The sequence below is a fragment of the Streptomyces sp. NBC_00390 genome, assembly GCF_036057275.1.
GTDB lineage: Bacteria > Actinomycetota > Actinomycetes > Streptomycetales > Streptomycetaceae > Streptomyces.
Genome location: NZ_CP107946.1, coordinates 12,634 through 29,368 on the forward strand (window position 1 = coordinate 12,634; position 16,735 = coordinate 29,368).

Here is a 16,735-nt window from a genome sequence, read left to right on the forward strand (position 1 = left end):
GTGTTCGCTATGAGCCAGATCATGGAAACCCTGAACAACATCGCCGCCGACCCCCACTGGCAGCTCCTCGCAGCCGATGATCCGAAGAAGCCCGAAGGCGAGGGCGGTGGTGGCGGCCCTGTTCCCGGTTTTGACCCCGCGCTGCCGGCTGAGGTCAACAATCCCGTGAAGAAGATTCTTGGCTGGACGGCCGGCCTCGGGCTGGCTGGCGCGGTCCTCGGCGGCCTGCTCGGCTGGGCGTTTGTGGCCGTCGGCCACAACACCGAGCGCGCGCAGCTCGCGGCCCGCGGCAAGCAGGGAATCCTGTGGAGTCTGATCGGAGCAGGCGGCATCGGCGTGACGAGCGCCCTCGTCCTGTCCTTCTACAACATTTCGAAGGGCGGGAACTGAGTGTGGACGCGCACGACCGCAAGGCCCGCCGGGCCAAGCTCACGCTGATCGGGCTCGGCGCCCTGTTGGGTACAGCGCTCGTCGGCGGCAGCGTTACCGCGTTCCTCGTCATCAGCGGCGACGAGAAGTCCGGTTCCATCTCGGGGAAGCCGTCAGCGACGGCGAAGCCCTCTCCTTCCAGCTCTTCCGGCAAGGGGGCGGGGGCGGCTATGACCCCGGAGAAGGCAAAGAAGGCCAAGCTGGTCGCTCCGACCGGCCAGAAGAACGGTGCATCGACCGGCTTTCCGCACACGGCGATGGGCGCGATGTCGGCGGCCGTGTACTTCCACGAGGAGTACGCCTGGCTGGATGACCAGAAAGCCGGGCAGCAGCTGGAGGTCGTGACTTCACCGGACGCAGTCGGTTTCATCGACGATCAGGTCTCCGAGGTGCGCAAGCTGCGTGAGGGCGTCGGGCTGCCGCCGTCCGGGCCAGCGCCAGCCAGCCTGACCATCACCACCACCGTCGAAGCTGTCCGGGGTAAGACTATTGAGGCTTCCGGTGTGCCGTTCGGCGACGTGGTCCACGTGTGGTTGAGCTTCGACCGCTACGCCACTGGCCCGGACGGCGGCCCGGACAAGGACCCGCTCAAGGGGGAAACCACCGACTACGTCCTGAAGTGGCAGGACGGGGCGTGGAAGCTCACTAACGAGCCCAAGTACTGGAACGAGCGCACGTTCCCCGTCGCCTACGACAAGGACAGCCCGTACGCGTGGCGGGACGGCTGGTGGCAGGTGCGGCGTGCGGACTGACCGTGCCGTCCGGCCCGTAGCGCGGGCTGTGTCCCTGTTGCTGGTGCTGATCTTCTCGTTCGGCCTGAGCAGTGCTGGCGCTTCCGCGGCAGTCGTGGCCGATCCTGATCCTCGCCGGAATGCCGACTATGGCCCGCCCAAGCCGCCCCCGAAGGAATGGGAGGAAGGTGGGCAAAGCGCTGGCATCAATGAGCAGGGCAACTGGTGCATCCTCGGGGAAGCCGACAACTGCAACCTCACCGTCGACGAGCTGCTCACAACGTCCTTCGCCTCCCTGCGTGACGCCAGCGAACTCACCGCGTACGCCGAGTACGTCCCCGGCGAGAGATCCCGCTGACGTCCAGGGCCTGCAGGGGCGAGGCCATCGGGTCCCGCCCCTGCACATCGGCTGGCCGAGCGTCGCCCCGAGCACCAACGGCCAGTCCACAGCAGTGAGCCGCGGCCGAGCTCCAGGCCGCGCCTCCCACGTGATCAAGGCCCTCGGAACCACGACACTTCCCGAAGCCTTGCTCTGCGCGTGCACTGCCACATTCAACGAGCAGGACAGCGCAGGGTCACCAGACCCAGGCTGGACTGACACGGGGCCACAAAATCACCGTGCGGGCAAGCCGCCGCGGTTCCGCGAAGACGTGTCGTGGACGGCGCCGCAGTTGCGCTCCTCCAGAGCCCGGTGCGCCCGTGCTGCCGCCTGCTTGTCGGCCCGAGCCTTGCGGATGGCGGCGCTGCGCTGATGGATCTCCTCGGCGCGCTGCTCGGGGGGTGAGCCGGGAGCGGAGAGCCGCCTCGTCCCGCAGTCCGCCAGCGCGCTTCGTCTCGCGGGGGCGAGGTTGTCGGGGTCCTTGGCCTCGCCCCCCTTGCTCACGGGTGGCTGTGATCGACAGCGTCGGACGCCCCATGACCGCAGACGATGCACACGTCACACTCGGCGAGGACGCGGACGCGAACCTTGCGGAAGTCGTAGGCGGTGAGGTCGCGGCGGCCAGCCACGTGCACGTCCGGACATGCGTGAGCCCTGTGCGGTGGGCACTGGCCGGGCTGATGGACGGGCGGGTGGGCTACTTGGCGGGGCAGCTTCGGCCTTCGACGGGCTCGAACTCCTTGTCGCCGTCGTTCAGTCCGGTGGTGGCCGCGCCCACGCTGCCCTTGGCGTACTTGCCGTTGGCAAGGCGGTTGTCGGCGCCAGCGGTGCCACCGGTTGAGCAGTTGATGTAGACGAAGTAGCCAGCCTCATCATTGAGGCTGCTGACGATGCGGTCGAACACGGCGCGGAGATCGGTTGTGCTGTCGACCTGGACTTCGATGTTCCGGGTATTGCCGCTGGTGTCCTGCTCGGTGATCTTGTGTGCGGGCACTTCAGCCTTGGGCTTGGCCTCGTCGCTCGACGAACAGGCCGTGAGGGCAAGGAGAGCGGAGGCGGCGAGAGTGGCCGCAGCGGTTCGGGTGTGCATTGTCCCCCCAAGGACGTTGCGTGACGCGAGGGGACAGCATGGCCGACGCGGGAGCATCTACGGGCGGGTACGGCGAAGGAGCCCTTCTGTAAGGCTGCCGCACGGAATTGACGTCAGCACTCCATCGTGTGTTTGCCCTCGAAGGGCTGGGCTTGAGCAGTTCCACGTCGCTACCGTGTCGGTCCTCGGAAAGGGGCGGGGTGAGTGGCGCGTAGACGTCTGTCGTGGCGGGTGGTCGCCATCCTGGGATTGGCCGTGGCATCGGTTGCGGTGTGGGTCAACTGACCAGGACGAGGAGCGGTTTGTGGAGTACCGCCTCTCGAACACAGGCGAAGGCACGAAATGCCGCTTCCTACGGCGTGATGTCGGCGCAGACCGCGTAGGGGGTGAAGGTGATGTCCTCGCTGGTCTGGTTGGTCAGGGACACTTCCCACGAGTCGTCTACCGGCCGGCTGGTGAGGTCGTTCGGCGGCGGGCCGGTGAGCTGGAATCCGCCGCCGGTGAGGGGGCTGCCCGGAGGGCACGTGGCCACGGATGTCGCAGGCACTCTCCCGATCGACACACCGAAGGGTTCGGTGCCGACGGGGATCGTGTCGACGACGGTGTTGCTTGCGGTGTCGATCACCGACACGTTGTTCGAGGTGGTGTTGGCCACGTAGACGCGGGTGCCGTCGGGGGTGACCGCTGCACCCTGGGGGAATGTGCCGACGGGGATGGTGGCGGTGACGGTGTTGGTTGCGGTGTCGATCACCGACACCGTGCCGTCCAACACGTTGGTGACGTAGACGAAGGCGCTGTCGGGTGTGATCGCCAGAGCGAGGGGCGAAGTGCCGACGGGGATGGTGGTGGTGACGGTGTCGGTGACGGTGTCGATCACCGACACGTTGTCTGAGCCGCCGTTGACCACGTAGACGCGTGTGCCGTCCGGGGTGACCGCGAGATCTTGAGGGAAGCTGCCGACGGGGATGGTGGTGGTGACGGTGTTGGTTGCCGTGTCGATCACCGACACATTGCTGTCAAAGAGGTTGGTGACGTACGCCCGGGTGCCGTCCGGGGTGATTGCCACATCCACTGCGCCGTCGCCGACGGGGATGGTGGTGGTGACGGTGTTGGTTGCCGTGTCGATCACCGAGACGTTGTCCGAGGTGACGTTGGTGACGTAGACGCGGGTGCCGTCGGGGGTGGCCGCCACCCCGCGGGGTCCGCTGCCGACGGCGATGGTGTCGGTGACCGTGTTGCTGGTGGTGTCGATCACCGAGACGTTGTCCGTGCCGAAGTTCGTGACGTAGACGCGCTTGCCGTCGGGTGTGAGCGCCGCCTGGAGGGGGTTGTCGCCGACGGGGATGGTGGTGGTGACGGTGTTGGTTGCGGTGTCGATCACCGACACCGTGTCATCGAGGGTGTTGGCGACGTAGGCGAAGGTTCCGCCCTGGGCAGCCGCGGCGGGGGTGGCCAGGGCGAGAGGGAGGGCCAGGCCCGCCAGCACGGCCAGTCCCGCCACCCAGGCCCGCACCAGCACCCACCACGAACCCCCGCCGCCGTGGCGCCTCCCTGTACTTCCCGGCCGTGGTGCGCCTACTGCGATACCCGACATGAAGACCTCCTGCGGCGCACCACACCGAGGTGCGTCCGCGTGCTCCGAGTGGACTCGGCGATTGATGCCCCGTCATGAATGCGCGGGGTCGCCGCCGCGGCGCTGATCAACGCCGCGCCCGACGCTAAATGCCGTGATCACCCAGCGGCCGCTGGTGATCCCGGATAGGGCCGTACGGCCGACGCGAATCCCCCCTTCCGGACCCGTCGTTCTCCGCCCGCTCCCGCCCGGGCCTTCCCCCATCAGCTGTCCGGGCCCGGCACGATCGTCAGGCATCACTCCGCGTGGGGGCTCCAGGAGGGCAGGTCCGGATCCGGATCACGGCGCACCCCCGGGCCGTACGCCCTCCCCAGTCCGGGCTACCCTCTGTGATTGCTGCCCACGGAGCCGTCCGTACGGATGAAGAAGCAGCACCGCATGAGCAAGGAACGAGCGCAGTGCACCAGAGGGTCACCTGGACCGAATGCATTCCCGGGAAGAACCGGTGAGCGCCGCGCGCACCGGCCGCCGCACGAGGCCGGCGGCCCTCGCGCCGTGGCCCTCTCGCTGCCACGGGATGTTCAACCCCGGCCGACTGCGGACCGGCCCCCTCGGGGGAAGTCGGCCAAGCTGATCTGTACGGGAGTTGGGCCGGGCCGCACGGGGCACCCCTGGACCTCACCGCCGCCGGCGGCACGTCGGTCGCCTTCTCCGTGAAGCACTGGCCCAACGAGGACGGCCCCGAGATCCTGGCGGAGGACGGCCCCTCGTTCGACGGCGGCGGGGTCTGGAAGCTGCTGAACGCGCCGGGCGAGGACGGCGAGATCGGGCTCGCCCTCGACGATCTCGACACCAGCGCCCGTCGTGCGACCGTCACTGAACTCCTCGTCGGCAAGGAGGACGGGCGCATCGTGCTCTTCGCCCGGCTCGGTGACCCGGACGCGAGAAGTTCCAGGCGAGCATGCTGGACGTCCTGTCCGCGGTCACCCACCTGCTCGCCGCACCCGTCGTGCCGGAGGCGACCGACACCGTCCGTACCGCGCTGCGAGAAGAACGTGCCCGCTGGCGTGCGCAGATCGACGACGCAACCAAGTACCTCACCGACCAGGCCGTGCAGCTCCTCTTCGCGTACAGGGGGCCTCAGCTTCCCGATCTGGCGGTGCGCTACTCCAGCACCGCGCGCGGGGTGTGGATCTCGGACCGGACCGAGGACCGCAAGCTGACCGCCCTGCAGGAGATCACCCAGCACTGCCACTCACTGTTTTTCGACAGCTCCATGTACGCCCGACAGCGGGCCCGCTCCTGAGTGGAGCTGGAGCGGCTTCTGGATGAGCTAGAGACGCGACACGGTCATGCTGTCGACGAACGGGGCGAGGGCTGCCGCCGGGCACGGGCAGGTTCGGGTTGGCTTCGACCATCCAGTGGAACCATGTGCCGTTCATGTTCGAGCGATAGCCGCGTAGCGCTTGGGTGAATTCCGCGAACGTGGTGGCGCCGAAGCCGAAGTTGCCGAGGCACTCATCACCCCCGCGGGACGTCAGCGACAAGGCACATGAAACCCCCGACCGCTCAGAGATCAGGGGTTCTCGGTCACGGCCGCGCGACTCAAACGGATGGGCTCCTTGTCAACTCCAGTACTGCTGCTGAGCCTGAGCAGCTGCTGCTTCTCGTTCCCTGCGCTGGCGGTCCTGCTCCAGCTGGAACTCCCAGTCCACCCGACGCCTGTTCTCTTCCTTCCGCCGGCGCTTTTCTTCTTCGCTCTGAATCTGCCGCGAGTCGCTCATCTGCTTCCTCTCCTCCTGGCGGTGGAGCACCCCCTCATCACCTCGCTGCACGTGGGCTGCTTGAGCAGAGATCCACCGCAGATGATCCAACTTGGTTGACTCTAGGGTCAATTGTCGGGGGGCGAGTGACAGACGGCAAGACTTCGCAGACTTCCCCATTGTCGGGACAAAGATCAATTAGCCTCGATCTTTCGTGACGGTCCGTCGGCTTCTTCGGCGGGCCGTTTCGGTCGTTCGGGCTGGTGGCGGCCAGGCTGATGGCCCGGCTGTCGCGTCGGGTGGGCGCCGGGTTCCACGGCTCCGGTCGGGTGGTGCTGCTCGCAGGGACGGGAACATGCTGGTCAGCCAGGGTTCGGGAGAGCTTCGAGTCGTGCCAGGGCGTCGGTGATCACGTCGGTCCAGGGCCAGTGGCGGGCGAACCGCAGATGTCGGCGGCGGGCCGTGGTGACGAGCTGGGCGGCGGCGGAGAAGAGGCGGAGCCGGAGGCGGCGGGGTTCCCACCTGCGGGTTTCGCCGGTGATAGCGAGCATGGGCATCCATGCGAGGAGGTCGAGGGCGAGCTGGACGATCTCCAGCCAGATCTGATTCTGCGCGGTGTCGTGCAGGGGCAGGTTGCGCAGGCCGGTGGCGCGGGCGGCGCGGATGCGGTCCTCGGCCCTCGCGCGTTGGCGGTGCCGTAGTTCGAGTGCGGCGATCGGAACGTCCACTGTGTTGGTGGCGAAGCAGGTGGGTTCGCCCTCAACCACTCGGTGCTTGGGAGCTGGTCTTGTAGTTGAAGTGCGACCAGTTGCTGGTGTCGCTTTCGGTTCCGTCTTCGGCGATGGCAGTGACATGCCATCGACCTTCTTGATCGCCGTACCAGTCGAAGGTGAACGACGTGCTCGTGGTCGTGTCGCTGAACCCAGTGACCCATACGTCGGGGCACATGCATTCCACCTCGTACCTGTACGAGGTAGCTCCTGGCTTTTCCTCCCATGTCAGCGTGGTGGTGCGAGGGAAGTGGGTGAACAGCGTGTTGTCCGCTGGACTGATGTGCTGTGGTGCATCCCGAGAGAACGTCTCGGCGGACAAGGAAGTCTCCGGGGCAGTGGTCGGCGGGTCCAGTGTCGGGGTGGGAGGAGGCTTGCCCGTCGAGCCCGAAGACTTCGACGGTTGAGGCCGATCGTTGCCGCCGCTGTTCCCGCCGGACTGACTAGCCCCGGAGGAAGGATCGTTCGACTGCCCCCGATTCCCACCCGGGTTCTCAGTAGCGGAGGAGGTCGGCGTCCCACCGCCAACGCCCTCACCGCGCTCCTTGTCGGTCAGCCACTGCCTGAGAAGCACCACACTTAGCACCAGGGCTGCCACGCACGCCATGGCCACCAGTGGCCCGGCCCAAGAACGTGACGGCGTCGCTGAAAGTGCTGAGTCGGGAGCCTCGGAAGTAGGCACGACCAGCGTGCTGTCGTCCTCTGAGCGGCGTTCGGCGGCTTCCAGCCGAACGATGTCGCGTCTGAGTGATTCCCGCAGCACGATCAGGATCTGGTCGGTCCTGTCGAGGATCGCCTCAAGAGTCGAGCGGTGCCAGCCATCGCTGGGTGTGTCGGGGATGAAGGACAGTTCGTCGACTAGGGGGACGCCCGCTTCAGCCACATCTTCGGCGAGCCGGACGCTCTCGTTGTGCACTTGCACTGCTGGGTGGTCGTCGCCCAGCTCGTGTTCGTCACCGATCTCTTCGTCTGCCCGCTGACTCTCCTCCGACTCAGCAGAGATTCGGGATGTGCGTTCGGCCCGACGCACGTGATCGGTCTGTGCCTGCGTCTGCTCGACCTGATGTGCGAGCCGGTACTCACGTGCGAGGCGCGGTTGCTTCACGGCGAAAGCGTCGAAGTACACCTGGAGCACGTGGTTGCGTACCGGCTCGGTCAGCGGATTCCCGGCAAGCTCCTCGACCAGGCCCAAGATCGCTTTCAGTGTCTCGAGCTCGGGCACCCGTTGCCCGTTGGCGATCCTGCTCAGCGTGGTTCCGCTGAACCCCTCTCCCTGCGGCCGGAGCCGGTCACTGATCGCCTTGTAGTCATAGCCCAGTTGCTTCATGGGGTCGAAGAACTGCTCCCGCATGACCTCGGCGAACACACGAAGCTCGGTCCGCAGCTCAGCCGATGCCAAGTCGTTGCGCGGCCGCCCCCTCGTGGGCCTGCGGGCTAATCCGCCGCCCCGGCTCTCCTCAGACACTCATCACTCCTTGTTGCGCAGCGGGCGTTGTTTCACCTCTGACCTGCGGTTCTTTCCATTTCTTTCCTCTTGAGCAGCAATTTCCGGTCCTCGACGGTGGGGGCAACGGCCTCGAGCACGACCCTCCGGCCGTGTCACCGACTGCCGCAAGAGGAGGACCAGCATGCTGCATTGCGCGCATTGCCCGCAGCCGATCACAAACGTCCAGTTGACCCTGAAGTGGGTGTGACGGTGTACGAACTGCTCATCCAGTCCACCGGGAATCTCGTGTCTGGCCTCGCGTTGGCCGTCGGCACCCTGGCTTTCCGCAGGGCCAGGGCCTGGCGCATCCGCCGTCGTCACCGCACCGATGACAGCAGCACCTGACGGAACCCTCTGGCCCGAGCCATCGGCCCTTCTGGCCAGCCATTCCAACTTCGACAGTGTGACCGGGCGGCAAAGCCCCGGAGGCCGTCGGGCTGCCTCCGGGGCTCGCACGCGGTGCCGGTCTACAGCGGCTTTCCCGCGCAGTCGACGTACTCGCGGTCGGCGTCGCGGTGCGGCTCGATGCAGTCGGCGTGGGCGGCGTCCTGATCGTAGGCGTGGCGCTGAAGGAAGGCGCCGGCGTGTGCGGCGGCCTCGGCGGCGCTGCCGTAGGGCTCGGGGCCCTTCTCGGTCACACCGGTCCCGGTGGTGGCTTCCCACACGTAGCCGCCCTGGCCGGGAAGTTCGATGATCTCGGCGCGGCCTCCGGCCAGTTCCAGCTCGACGGGGCGGGGCTCGCCCTTCTTCGGCACGGCTTCGGGCCACCTGAGGCGGGCGGACTGGCGGGTGATGCCCCAGGCGTCGCCAAGGTGCCGGTAGGTGGCGCCGGTGTGCCCGGCGTTCTTCGCGGTGCGGCCGGCCAGGGTGTCGACGGCGCGCTGGGCCTCGCGCAGCGCGCGCAGCATGGCCAGCTGGACGTCGGGGGCGGCCAGGGCGGGGTCGGGGAGGTCCTGTCCGGCGGCGCGGTGGTCGGCGGCCCGGGTGGAGAGCGTCCGGGCGAGGGCGAGCACGGCGTCCTCGACGGCGTCGTGGAGGTCGAACTGGTCGTCCTCGGTGACCTCGCGCCAGGCGGGCTCGCGCAGGGTCATGATCTGGGTCCAGAACTCGGGGTCGTCCTTCGTCGGCAGGCTCATGCGACAAGTTTCCCTGTCACCTGACGTCGCGACAAGCAAACCTGCCAATACGGCATATGACAGTTCCCCCTGTCGTTCTGGGCTCCGGATATGTGAGCTTATCCGGAGTCCATGCGGAGACCATGGTGAAGACGCTGTCGGACCAGTTGGAGCCCTTCAACAGCACCTGCTGTCATGTCTGCACCGCATACAGCTTGCCGTCGTCGCCGCCGAAGTAGACCACGCCGTCGGCCACCGTCGGTGACGAAGTCACGTCGCCATAGCTGGTGAGGAAGGACCAGATCTTCTTTCCGGTGTCCGCGTTCACCGCATACAGCTTGCGGACGTTGCTGCCGACGTAGACCACGCCGTCAGCCACCGCCGGCGACGATTCCAGCGCGTCACCGGTGGGGAAGGACCAGCGCTGCTTCCCAGTGTCCGCGCCCACCGCATACAGCTTGCCGTCGTCGCTGCCGACGTAGACCACGCCGTCGACCACCGCCGGCGACGAGAAAACCCAGATGCCGGTGGGGAAGGACCAGCGCTGCTTCCCGGAGTCCGCGCCCACCGCATACAGCTTGCCGTCGTTACTGCCGACGTAGACCACGCCGTCGACCACCGCCGGCGACGATCTCACCGCGCCACCGGTGGGGAAGGACCAGCGCTGCTTCCCGGAGTCCGCGCCCACCGCATACAGCTTGCCGTCGTTACTGCCGACGTAGACCACGCCGTCGACCACCACCGGCGACGATCTCACCGCGCCACCGGTGGGGAAGGACCAGCGCTGCTTCCCAGTGTCCGCGCCCACCGCATACAGCTTGCCGTCGTTGCTACCGACGTAGACCACGCCGTCGACCACCACCGGCGACGATCTCACCGCGTCACCGGTGGGGAAGGACCAGCGCTGCTTCCCGGAGTCCGCGCCCACCGCATACAGCTTGCCGTCGTCGCTGCCGACGTAGACCACGCCGTCGACCACCACCGGCGACGAAGACACGAAGTAGCCGGTGCGGAAGGACCAGCTCTCCCTTTCGGTGTCCGTGTCCACCGCGTACAGCCAGCGGTCCCAGCTGCCCACGTAGACGACCCCGTTGGCCACCGCTGGCGAGGAGGACACCAGGCTGTTGGTGAGGAAGGACCAGATCTCCTCACCGGGCATGCGGCTGGGACTTGGGGTGGTAGACGAGCTGATCTTCCCGCCTGGTTCTCTGGGCGGCCCTGCTTCGGAGGAGCCGTTGTCGAGGATCTTCCGGGTGGCGAGGGCGGTGGCGGCGACGAGGGTGGTTCCGGTCAGGCCGAGCAAGGCGCGGCGCCGGGATATGACGTGGTGCGGTCTGGAGGGGTGGCCGTGCGCCGGGAGTGCTGGGTCCGCTGGCTGGTCTGCAGCGTCGGCTTTGTTGGTGTCGGGGGCGGGCGAGGGCGGGACCGAGCTAGGTGTCTTTGGACGGTCGCGGTCAGCTTCCGCTGCGGTCTCGGGCCGTGGGCCGCCGGTGGCGGGCGTGCTCCTGTCTATCTGCGGTGAGAGCGCTGAGCTGGTCGAAGGAATTGATTCCGGGGTGGGAGCAATGGCGGTCGGCAGGGAACGGGCCTGCAGTTCCCGGCTCACCTGCTCGAGCGCGGAGGTGAGGACTTCGTCGGCTTCGGCGAGGACCGATGTCCCGTGTTGGGTGGCGTGGTCTTCGACCAGGCGAGCGAGTACGCCGTCCCGGCGGATCACCTCGGCCCGCGCCTGGCGCAGTTGCCGTGCGGTGTCCCGCAGTTGTTCACTGAGGTGCTTCACGGCCTGCATCGCGATCTCATGCCGTCGCTCCAGCTCCTCGATGCGCTCCTCGGCGCTCGGTCCTGGGAGAGCATGGAGGGACACGCCCCCGCCGATCTGGGCTTCCTTCTCGGCCTGCTGCTTCGCCCGCGTGACAGCCGCCAGCAGGACCCGCAGCTCCTCCATCTCGGCCAGCAGTTCGCTTTCACGGATCTGTCCGGCGCGTTCGGCGCCCTCACCCTGTACGCGAAGCTGCTGCACTTCCTGTGAAAGCCCGGCCAGCTGCCGATCCAGTGATGCGCGCTCGCTCTCCAGGGCATGCACCTGCCCGGCAAGCCCTCGTACCTCTTCACGGGCACGCTGAGCCTCGACATGACGTAGTCGAGCGACCCGCTCGGAGCGACCCAGCTCTTCAAGCGTGTATCCGAGCACCGTCCTCAGCTGTTGCTCGCGCCGCTTGCGCTGCTCCAGGTCCGCACTCAGCCGAGCCCCCTGCAGCTGCGCCGCGGCGGCGGCGCGGACCGCGGCATCCCGCGCGTCGATGGCCTCATACAGCGACACTAGTACCGGAAGCTTCACTTCCAGCGCCGTGTAGTAGGAGTCCCACAGCTCCTGCCGACGCTGAGCCGGGGGTGGTTCGGGCAGGTTCTCCGCAGCAATGTCGAGCAGATGCTGCACCACGTCCCGGGTGGGCATCCGGTCGCCGGCCATCTCCTTCTGCAGCGTCGTCTTCGTCACTCCCGAGACGTCACGCTGTCGGCCATCGGTACCTGCCCGGCCTGGACCACCCACCCTTCTCTCCAGCTCGTCCGCCATCCGCTGGATCGACCACGAATCACCGCCCAAGGTGCGCAGCGGTTCCAGCACGACCGCGCGCCATGTCGTGAGCCAGCGCCGGATCTCCGGCGGCAGATCTTTGTTCACCGGCTTCATTGGCCGGCCCGCCCGGCGCGACGGTTCCTGACCGCTCATCAACCATCGGTCCCGTTCCTGTGATTCCCCCCGGGAGCCCGCTCCGGTCCCGCTTACGCGCCAATCGGGCACGTCGCGACGGTGAACGGACACCGCCGGCGTCGTCGGCCCGATGGCAGGAGTCCACCATGCTCGATCCCCAGCGCCCTGCGCAGAGCAATCCGGGATCTTCCCCCGCACCTCAGGCACGCCCTTCTCGCACCCCCGCACTGGCGGGAGCGGGCATCGGCAGCGTCGGCGCGCTCACCGCCGCCATGGCAGGAGCGCCCTGGGGAGCCGTCCTGAGTCTGGCCATAGTCGGCCTGGTCGTTGTCCTGCTGCAGTCCGCACTGCACGTTCTCATTCCCCAGGAGTCCGATCACCGCCTCACCTGGTGGATCAACCTCCGCGAACACCGCACCCGCCGGCGCTCCCCACAGCCTCAGCCCGCGCCCGAAACACCTCCCCCCGCACCGAATCAGCAGCACCCCACCCCGTAGGCGAGAAGGCGTACCAAGGAGGTCGGCACGGGACGCGTCCCGCGTGACCGAGCCCGTCCTTCTGGGCCTGGCGGTCCTGGCCGTCGGTAACCGCGTCAAACGCTGACCCAGCACAGCCGACGACGGCGGGTCGTCATGCGGTGGGCTTCTCGTGGATCATGCGGCCGGGCTGCCAGTTTCCTTCCGTGGCCCGGTAGGGCAGGCGGAGCCACCACAGGATGGTGTCTCCGGACCGCACTTCGGATGCGATGTCGTTCTTAGTCCACTCGTCCTTGCCGGCGAATAGAGCTCCGTGGGCCTGGACCTCGACCCCGGACGAGACGAGGTAGGAGCTCAGTTTCTTCTGGAGAGCGCGACGCCTGTAGTACCACCAGCTGTCGCGCCGGGGCAGCGGGTCGGGCACCAGAGCAGCCAGCACTTCGTCTGCCTTGACGAGGGCGAGGTGGACCTGGGCGGCATCCCGCCCTAAGGACCGGGCCAGCTCGGTCAGCCGGTCGTTGACTCGTCGCGGGTAGCTGTCCATGGCATTGCTGTAGCTGAGCGGCACCGGGCTTGTTGAAAGGGAGTCGAGTGCCACGGCGAGGTGGTGGTCGTACCGGGCCAGGAGCTGGTTCTCGTACGCGTATTCCTGGACCAGGGCGAGGATGTACCGGAGCTTGCCGGGAATCTCGATGCCCGTGACCGCGCCACGCGCCAGCAGCGCCTGGGCGTGATTGTGGAGCGCAGCCTGCGTCATGGTGGATTCCGGGTTCCGTAGCCGCAGCGCTTCGACGATTCCGGGGAGCCCCGGGACAAGGCCGTCGCCGTCCACGTAGCCGAGGGTGCCAAGGGCGATCGAACGCCAGCGTGTCCTCAGTCCTTCTGCGTCTTCTGGCGGAAGGCGCAGTGCGAGCAGATGCAGGGTTCGCCACAGATCGCTCAGCCGCGTGGGAGGCCGGGGCGCAGGTTCTTCGAGATGGCCCTGGACCAGCTCCCGCTGGACCAGGGCGTGCCAGGTTGAGGCGCCCGGCTCGGTGAGGTCGCTGAACTCCTTGCCGAGGAACCGGCGAAGGAGTTGTTCGGGGGCGAAGGTGTCGGCCGGCTCACTGCTCTCCGGCGTGGCTCCCTGCTGGGCCTCCCGCCTCATTCCCTCTGCCTCGTCCAGTGCTTTGGCAAGGATCTCTTCAGCGCGTGCGGTCGCGCTGAGCTCGGTCGAGCGAGCGGTCTGCTCAGCCGTCGCCACGAGACGTGCGGCCTCTGCCTGGGCTTCCGCGACGGCTTTCTCCGCCTCCGTGCGCAGGAGGGAGGCTCTCTGCAGTTCCGCGGCGGCCTCTTCGCGGAGCCGGTCAATGTCGCCGGCCGCTCGGTCCCGCGCCTGATCGGCGTCCTTCTCCAGGCGCTTTTGTGCCTTGGCCGCCTGGGTGGTCGTGTACTTGGCCTTGGCCCAGCGTGCACGCCACTCGTCCTGCAGCTCGGCATCATCGGGCCGGAGCTGACGGATCAGCTCCATGGTGAAGTCGAGGCCCGGGAGCTTCTTGCCGTTGAACACCTCGGACAGCGTCGAGGTGGGAAGTGGACAGCGGCCGTCCTTGTCCGCCTGCTTCTTGAGGGCCAGCTTGGGCGGGGCCCCGCAGGCGATGTGGAGTATTTCGAGGGCGGTCGCGAACTCGTCCAGCACCTGGTCCCTGGCCAGCAGGAGTTCTTCGTCGGTGAGATCCGACAGATCATCCCTGGCCAACCGAGTCCCCCGCGTTCATTGCTGCTTGCGGCCCAAGCCTATGCCTCGCGACAGGAACATCGGCCCATATCTGCGAACATCCAGGAACATCAGAAAGGGTGTGCACGATTCGGTCGAACGTCCCCCCGTTCGCGCTCTGACCTGGGCCGTTCCATGTTTTCCGGGTTCACCCCGAATCCTGGGAACGGCCTGCCCGGACCCTGCCAATGGGAGGTACCGCCGCTTGTCCTGCCCCGGCTGTTCGGGGAGCCGCAGGCGTACCGGCGGGAGGGAGAGCCAAGAACATGGCCAACGTGAGTGAAGCGGAAGCAGCGGACACAGAGCCCGTCGCCTGGACGGTCAGCCTGGGACGCCGCGGACTTGAGGTGAAAGGCGGCCGGCACCTGCACGTGTCGCTGTCCCGGACGCTGCTCTTCTGGCTCGTCAGCGTGGCCGGGGCAGCGAGCACGAGCCCGTACTGGACGACGCTGATGGGCTAGACGGCACAGGCAGAGAGGCCCCGGGCAGTTGGTCCGGGGCCCCTCTGCATGCCAGGGCTGAGCAGGTCACGGCAAATCGCGGTGATCCGGTCCGGTCGCATCGAGACGTCCGCAAGGCGAGCGGCCCACCCCGGTCACGGCGAGCCGAACATCAGCCGTACCGGACTCCAGCACGGAACTTCGACAGCGCCGCAAGCTCTCTAGAGCTGCCACAGCCGCACGGTGCCGTCGTTGCCAGCCGTGGCGAGGGTCTTGCCATCCGGGCTGAACGCCCACCGAATTGCCCCAGTGACCGGTGAGGGGATCTCCGATCGAAGTACGGGTGGCCGTGTCCCACAACCGCGTGCCGTCCCAACCGGCGGTGGCCAGGGTCTTGCCATCCGGGCTGAACACCACCGACAAGACCAGGTCGGTGTGGTCGCTGAGGGGGTTTCCGGTCGGGATGCGGGTGGCTGTGTCCCACAACTGCACCGTGCCGTCCGCGCTGCCGGTGGCGAGGGTCTTCCCGTCCGGGCTGAAGGCCACCGAGAAGACGTAAAAGGTGTATTCGGTGAGGCGCGCTCCGATCTGGCGGCGGGTGCCGGTGTTCCACAACCGCACCGTGCCGTCTTTGCTGCCGGTGGCGAGGGTCTTGCCGTCCGGGCTGAACGCCACTGAGAAGACAGCGTTGGTGTGGCCGATGAGGGCGGCCGCGGGTGCTTGTATGTCGCTGGCAGTGGCCAAAGCGGTGACGACGGCCAGAGCGGTGAGCAGGGCGCGTCGACGCCCGACGCTGCGCTTGGCTGCTGCCCGGGATGCCTCCGGTCCCCGCATTGCGGGGGACCGGGCCGCGGCGGGGCCGGGCGGCTCGCCCTGAGAGGCTGATGGCTCGCGCCGGTTCCGGGACGGTGCAACCACCGGCGTACCACTGCGGTGGGCCTGTGGTGGCCGGGCAGCGGCCAGATCGTCCCGTGGTGGGAGCAGGGGCAGTGCGGGCACAGGCGAGTCCCCGGACTGCTGCGGCGCGCTCGGGCCGTGTTCGCCGGCGTCGAGCAGGCATTCCAGGCGGGCGCAGCGCTCCTCGGCGAGCTCCCTCGTCTGCCGGGCCTGGTCCAGTTGTGTGCGCAGGCTGGTGACTTCTCGGCTCAGGCTGTCACGTTCGGCGCGCAACCGCGCCTGCTCCGCCCGGGCCCGGTCCAAAGCGGTCCGGTGTTCTTCACGGTCGGTGGCCCGGGCCGCTTCGACGGCCCGCAGCTCGATCTGCACGCTGCGAAGACGGTGTTGCCGCTCGTGCAACAGCTCTGCGAGGGCCTGTTCCCTGGCCTGACTCTCGCGGACCTCCTGGTCCTGCTCCTCGAGGAGCAGCTGTAGCTCTTGGACCCGGCGGTTCGATGTGCCGGCCGATACGGCCTTGCGGTGCAGCGTGCGCAGGCGGCTGATCGCCTCCGCGGTGACCGGCTCCCCGCGGTGTTCGGCTACCTGGGTCAGCAGGCCCATCACAAAAGACCAGGGCGGCACCCGCTTGCCGTTGAGGTAGCGCGAGACGGTCCCAGGGTCGCAGTAGGTGCGCGCGGCGTAGCGGCGTAGCGAGATTCCCAGCGAGTCCAGCAGCATCCGCAGTGTCTTCGCCAGCTCCCGGACCTCGGGCCCGATGTCCTCCTCCAGCAGGTCCAGTCCGGTCATGCTCCCCCCTGTTCAGCGTCGCCACCGGATGGCAACGCGTGACGCTTGCCGCAACTCCCCCGGGCCGCGCCAGCCTCTGTTCAAGACCTCACCGACACGGCCCGCCTGGGCACGATCTGTTACGGGAGTACAACCCTATGCCTGCTTCCCGCCGCACCCGAGCCGCTCGCGCAACATCGCCCCGCACCCGCTCCGCGCTGCTCGCCGCAGCTGTCGCCGGCACGTGCTCCGGCGCCGCCCGGCCGCCTTCGCCTGGCTGTTGGACCGCCTCACCAGTCTCCAGCAATAGCCGGCGCCGGTGAACGCGCGGACCGCACAGGCCTGCACCCGG

15 protein-coding genes and 2 pseudogenes are annotated in these 16,735 nt (G+C 67.8%); 6 read left to right on the plus strand and 11 right to left on the minus strand.

Annotation, left to right across the window (positions count from 1 at the left end; all coding sequences use genetic code 11):
* The first annotated feature begins 9 nt into the window (after positions 1-9).
* The 3 genes from OHS70_RS38285 to OHS70_RS38295 are packed head-to-tail and all read left to right on the plus strand — an operon-like array spanning position 10 to position 1,518.
* Positions 10-390 carry a hypothetical protein gene (locus tag OHS70_RS38285; protein WP_328406395.1) on the plus strand — a complete coding sequence of 127 codons (381 nt, stop codon included), beginning with the start codon at positions 10-12 and terminating at the stop codon, positions 388-390.
* 2 nt (positions 391-392) lie between these two features.
* Positions 393-1,181 carry a hypothetical protein gene (locus OHS70_RS38290; RefSeq protein WP_328406397.1) on the plus strand — a complete coding sequence of 263 codons (789 nt, stop codon included), beginning with the start codon at positions 393-395 and terminating at the stop codon, positions 1,179-1,181.
* Between the two features lie 28 nt (positions 1,182-1,209).
* The gene (locus OHS70_RS38295; protein ID WP_328406399.1) at positions 1,210-1,518 is read left to right on the plus strand and encodes a hypothetical protein; all 309 of its coding nucleotides are present in this window, start codon (positions 1,210-1,212) and stop codon (positions 1,516-1,518) included.
* 255 nt (positions 1,519-1,773) lie between these two features.
* Here OHS70_RS38295 and OHS70_RS38300 read toward each other — a convergent pair whose 3' ends face one another.
* From OHS70_RS38300 to OHS70_RS38310, 3 genes are all read right to left on the minus strand, one after another.
* On the minus strand, positions 1,774-2,043 hold the full coding sequence (locus OHS70_RS38300; protein ID WP_328406400.1) for a hypothetical protein: 270 nt from the start codon (positions 2,041-2,043) through the stop codon (positions 1,774-1,776).
* Between the two features lie 193 nt (positions 2,044-2,236).
* Positions 2,237-2,629, minus strand: coding sequence for a hypothetical protein (locus OHS70_RS38305; RefSeq protein WP_328406402.1), 393 nt, complete (start codon positions 2,627-2,629; stop codon positions 2,237-2,239).
* Between the two features lie 352 nt (positions 2,630-2,981).
* Positions 2,982-4,223: a YncE family protein gene (locus OHS70_RS38310; RefSeq protein ID WP_328406404.1), complete on the minus strand. Its 1,242-nt coding sequence runs from the start codon at positions 4,221-4,223 to the stop codon at positions 2,982-2,984.
* A gap of 940 nt (positions 4,224-5,163) precedes the next feature.
* Here OHS70_RS38310 and OHS70_RS38315 point away from each other — a divergent pair.
* Positions 5,164-5,508: a hypothetical protein gene (locus tag OHS70_RS38315; RefSeq protein WP_328406406.1), complete on the plus strand. Its 345-nt coding sequence runs from the start codon at positions 5,164-5,166 to the stop codon at positions 5,506-5,508.
* A 319-nt stretch (positions 5,509-5,827) separates the two neighbouring features.
* Here OHS70_RS38315 and OHS70_RS38320 read toward each other — a convergent pair whose 3' ends face one another.
* The 5 genes and pseudogenes from OHS70_RS38320 to OHS70_RS38340 all read right to left on the minus strand — a co-directional run bounded on the left by OHS70_RS38320 (position 5,828) and on the right by OHS70_RS38340 (position 12,019).
* Positions 5,828-6,037, minus strand: a complete 210-nt coding sequence (locus OHS70_RS38320; protein WP_328406408.1) for a hypothetical protein — start codon at positions 6,035-6,037, stop codon at positions 5,828-5,830.
* Between the two features lie 290 nt (positions 6,038-6,327).
* Positions 6,328-6,714 (minus strand): annotated as a pseudogene (locus OHS70_RS38325) (transposase); the annotation flags it as partial.
* A gap of 10 nt (positions 6,715-6,724) precedes the next feature.
* Positions 6,725-8,101 carry a helix-turn-helix domain-containing protein gene (locus tag OHS70_RS38330; protein ID WP_328406410.1) on the minus strand — a complete coding sequence of 459 codons (1,377 nt, stop codon included), beginning with the start codon at positions 8,099-8,101 and terminating at the stop codon, positions 6,725-6,727.
* Positions 8,102-8,688: 587 nt separating this feature from the next.
* A complete protein-coding gene (locus tag OHS70_RS38335) occupies positions 8,689-9,357 on the minus strand; it encodes a hypothetical protein (RefSeq protein ID WP_328406412.1) in 669 nt (222 codons plus the stop codon).
* A 172-nt stretch (positions 9,358-9,529) separates the two neighbouring features.
* Positions 9,530-12,019 carry an outer membrane protein assembly factor BamB family protein gene (locus tag OHS70_RS38340; protein ID WP_328406415.1) on the minus strand — a complete coding sequence of 830 codons (2,490 nt, stop codon included), beginning with the start codon at positions 12,017-12,019 and terminating at the stop codon, positions 9,530-9,532.
* Positions 12,020-12,195: 176 nt separating this feature from the next.
* Between OHS70_RS38340 and OHS70_RS38345 the strand changes: the two genes are divergently transcribed.
* Complete coding sequence (locus OHS70_RS38345) at positions 12,196-12,546, plus strand: hypothetical protein (protein ID WP_328406417.1); 351 nt, start codon at positions 12,196-12,198, stop codon at positions 12,544-12,546.
* A gap of 133 nt (positions 12,547-12,679) precedes the next feature.
* On the opposite strand, the gene OHS70_RS38350 is transcribed toward OHS70_RS38345, so the two are convergent.
* Positions 12,680-14,263 (minus strand): hypothetical protein, encoded by a 1,584-nt coding sequence (locus tag OHS70_RS38350; RefSeq protein WP_328406419.1) that lies wholly within the window; start codon positions 14,261-14,263, stop codon positions 12,680-12,682.
* A gap of 284 nt (positions 14,264-14,547) precedes the next feature.
* Here OHS70_RS38350 and OHS70_RS38355 point away from each other — a divergent pair, with 284 nt between their 5' ends.
* On the plus strand, positions 14,548-14,742 hold the full coding sequence (locus OHS70_RS38355) for a hypothetical protein (RefSeq protein WP_328406421.1): 195 nt from the start codon (positions 14,548-14,550) through the stop codon (positions 14,740-14,742).
* A gap of 200 nt (positions 14,743-14,942) precedes the next feature.
* Here OHS70_RS38355 and OHS70_RS39275 read toward each other — a convergent pair whose 3' ends face one another.
* Positions 14,943-15,122 carry a hypothetical protein gene (locus OHS70_RS39275; RefSeq protein ID WP_443062788.1) on the minus strand — a complete coding sequence of 60 codons (180 nt, stop codon included), beginning with the start codon at positions 15,120-15,122 and terminating at the stop codon, positions 14,943-14,945.
* A pseudogene (locus OHS70_RS38360) lies at positions 15,118-16,404 on the minus strand (helix-turn-helix domain-containing protein); the annotation flags it as partial. The gene OHS70_RS39275 and the pseudogene OHS70_RS38360, both read right to left, overlap by 5 nt.
* Positions 16,405-16,735: the final 331 nt, after the last annotated feature.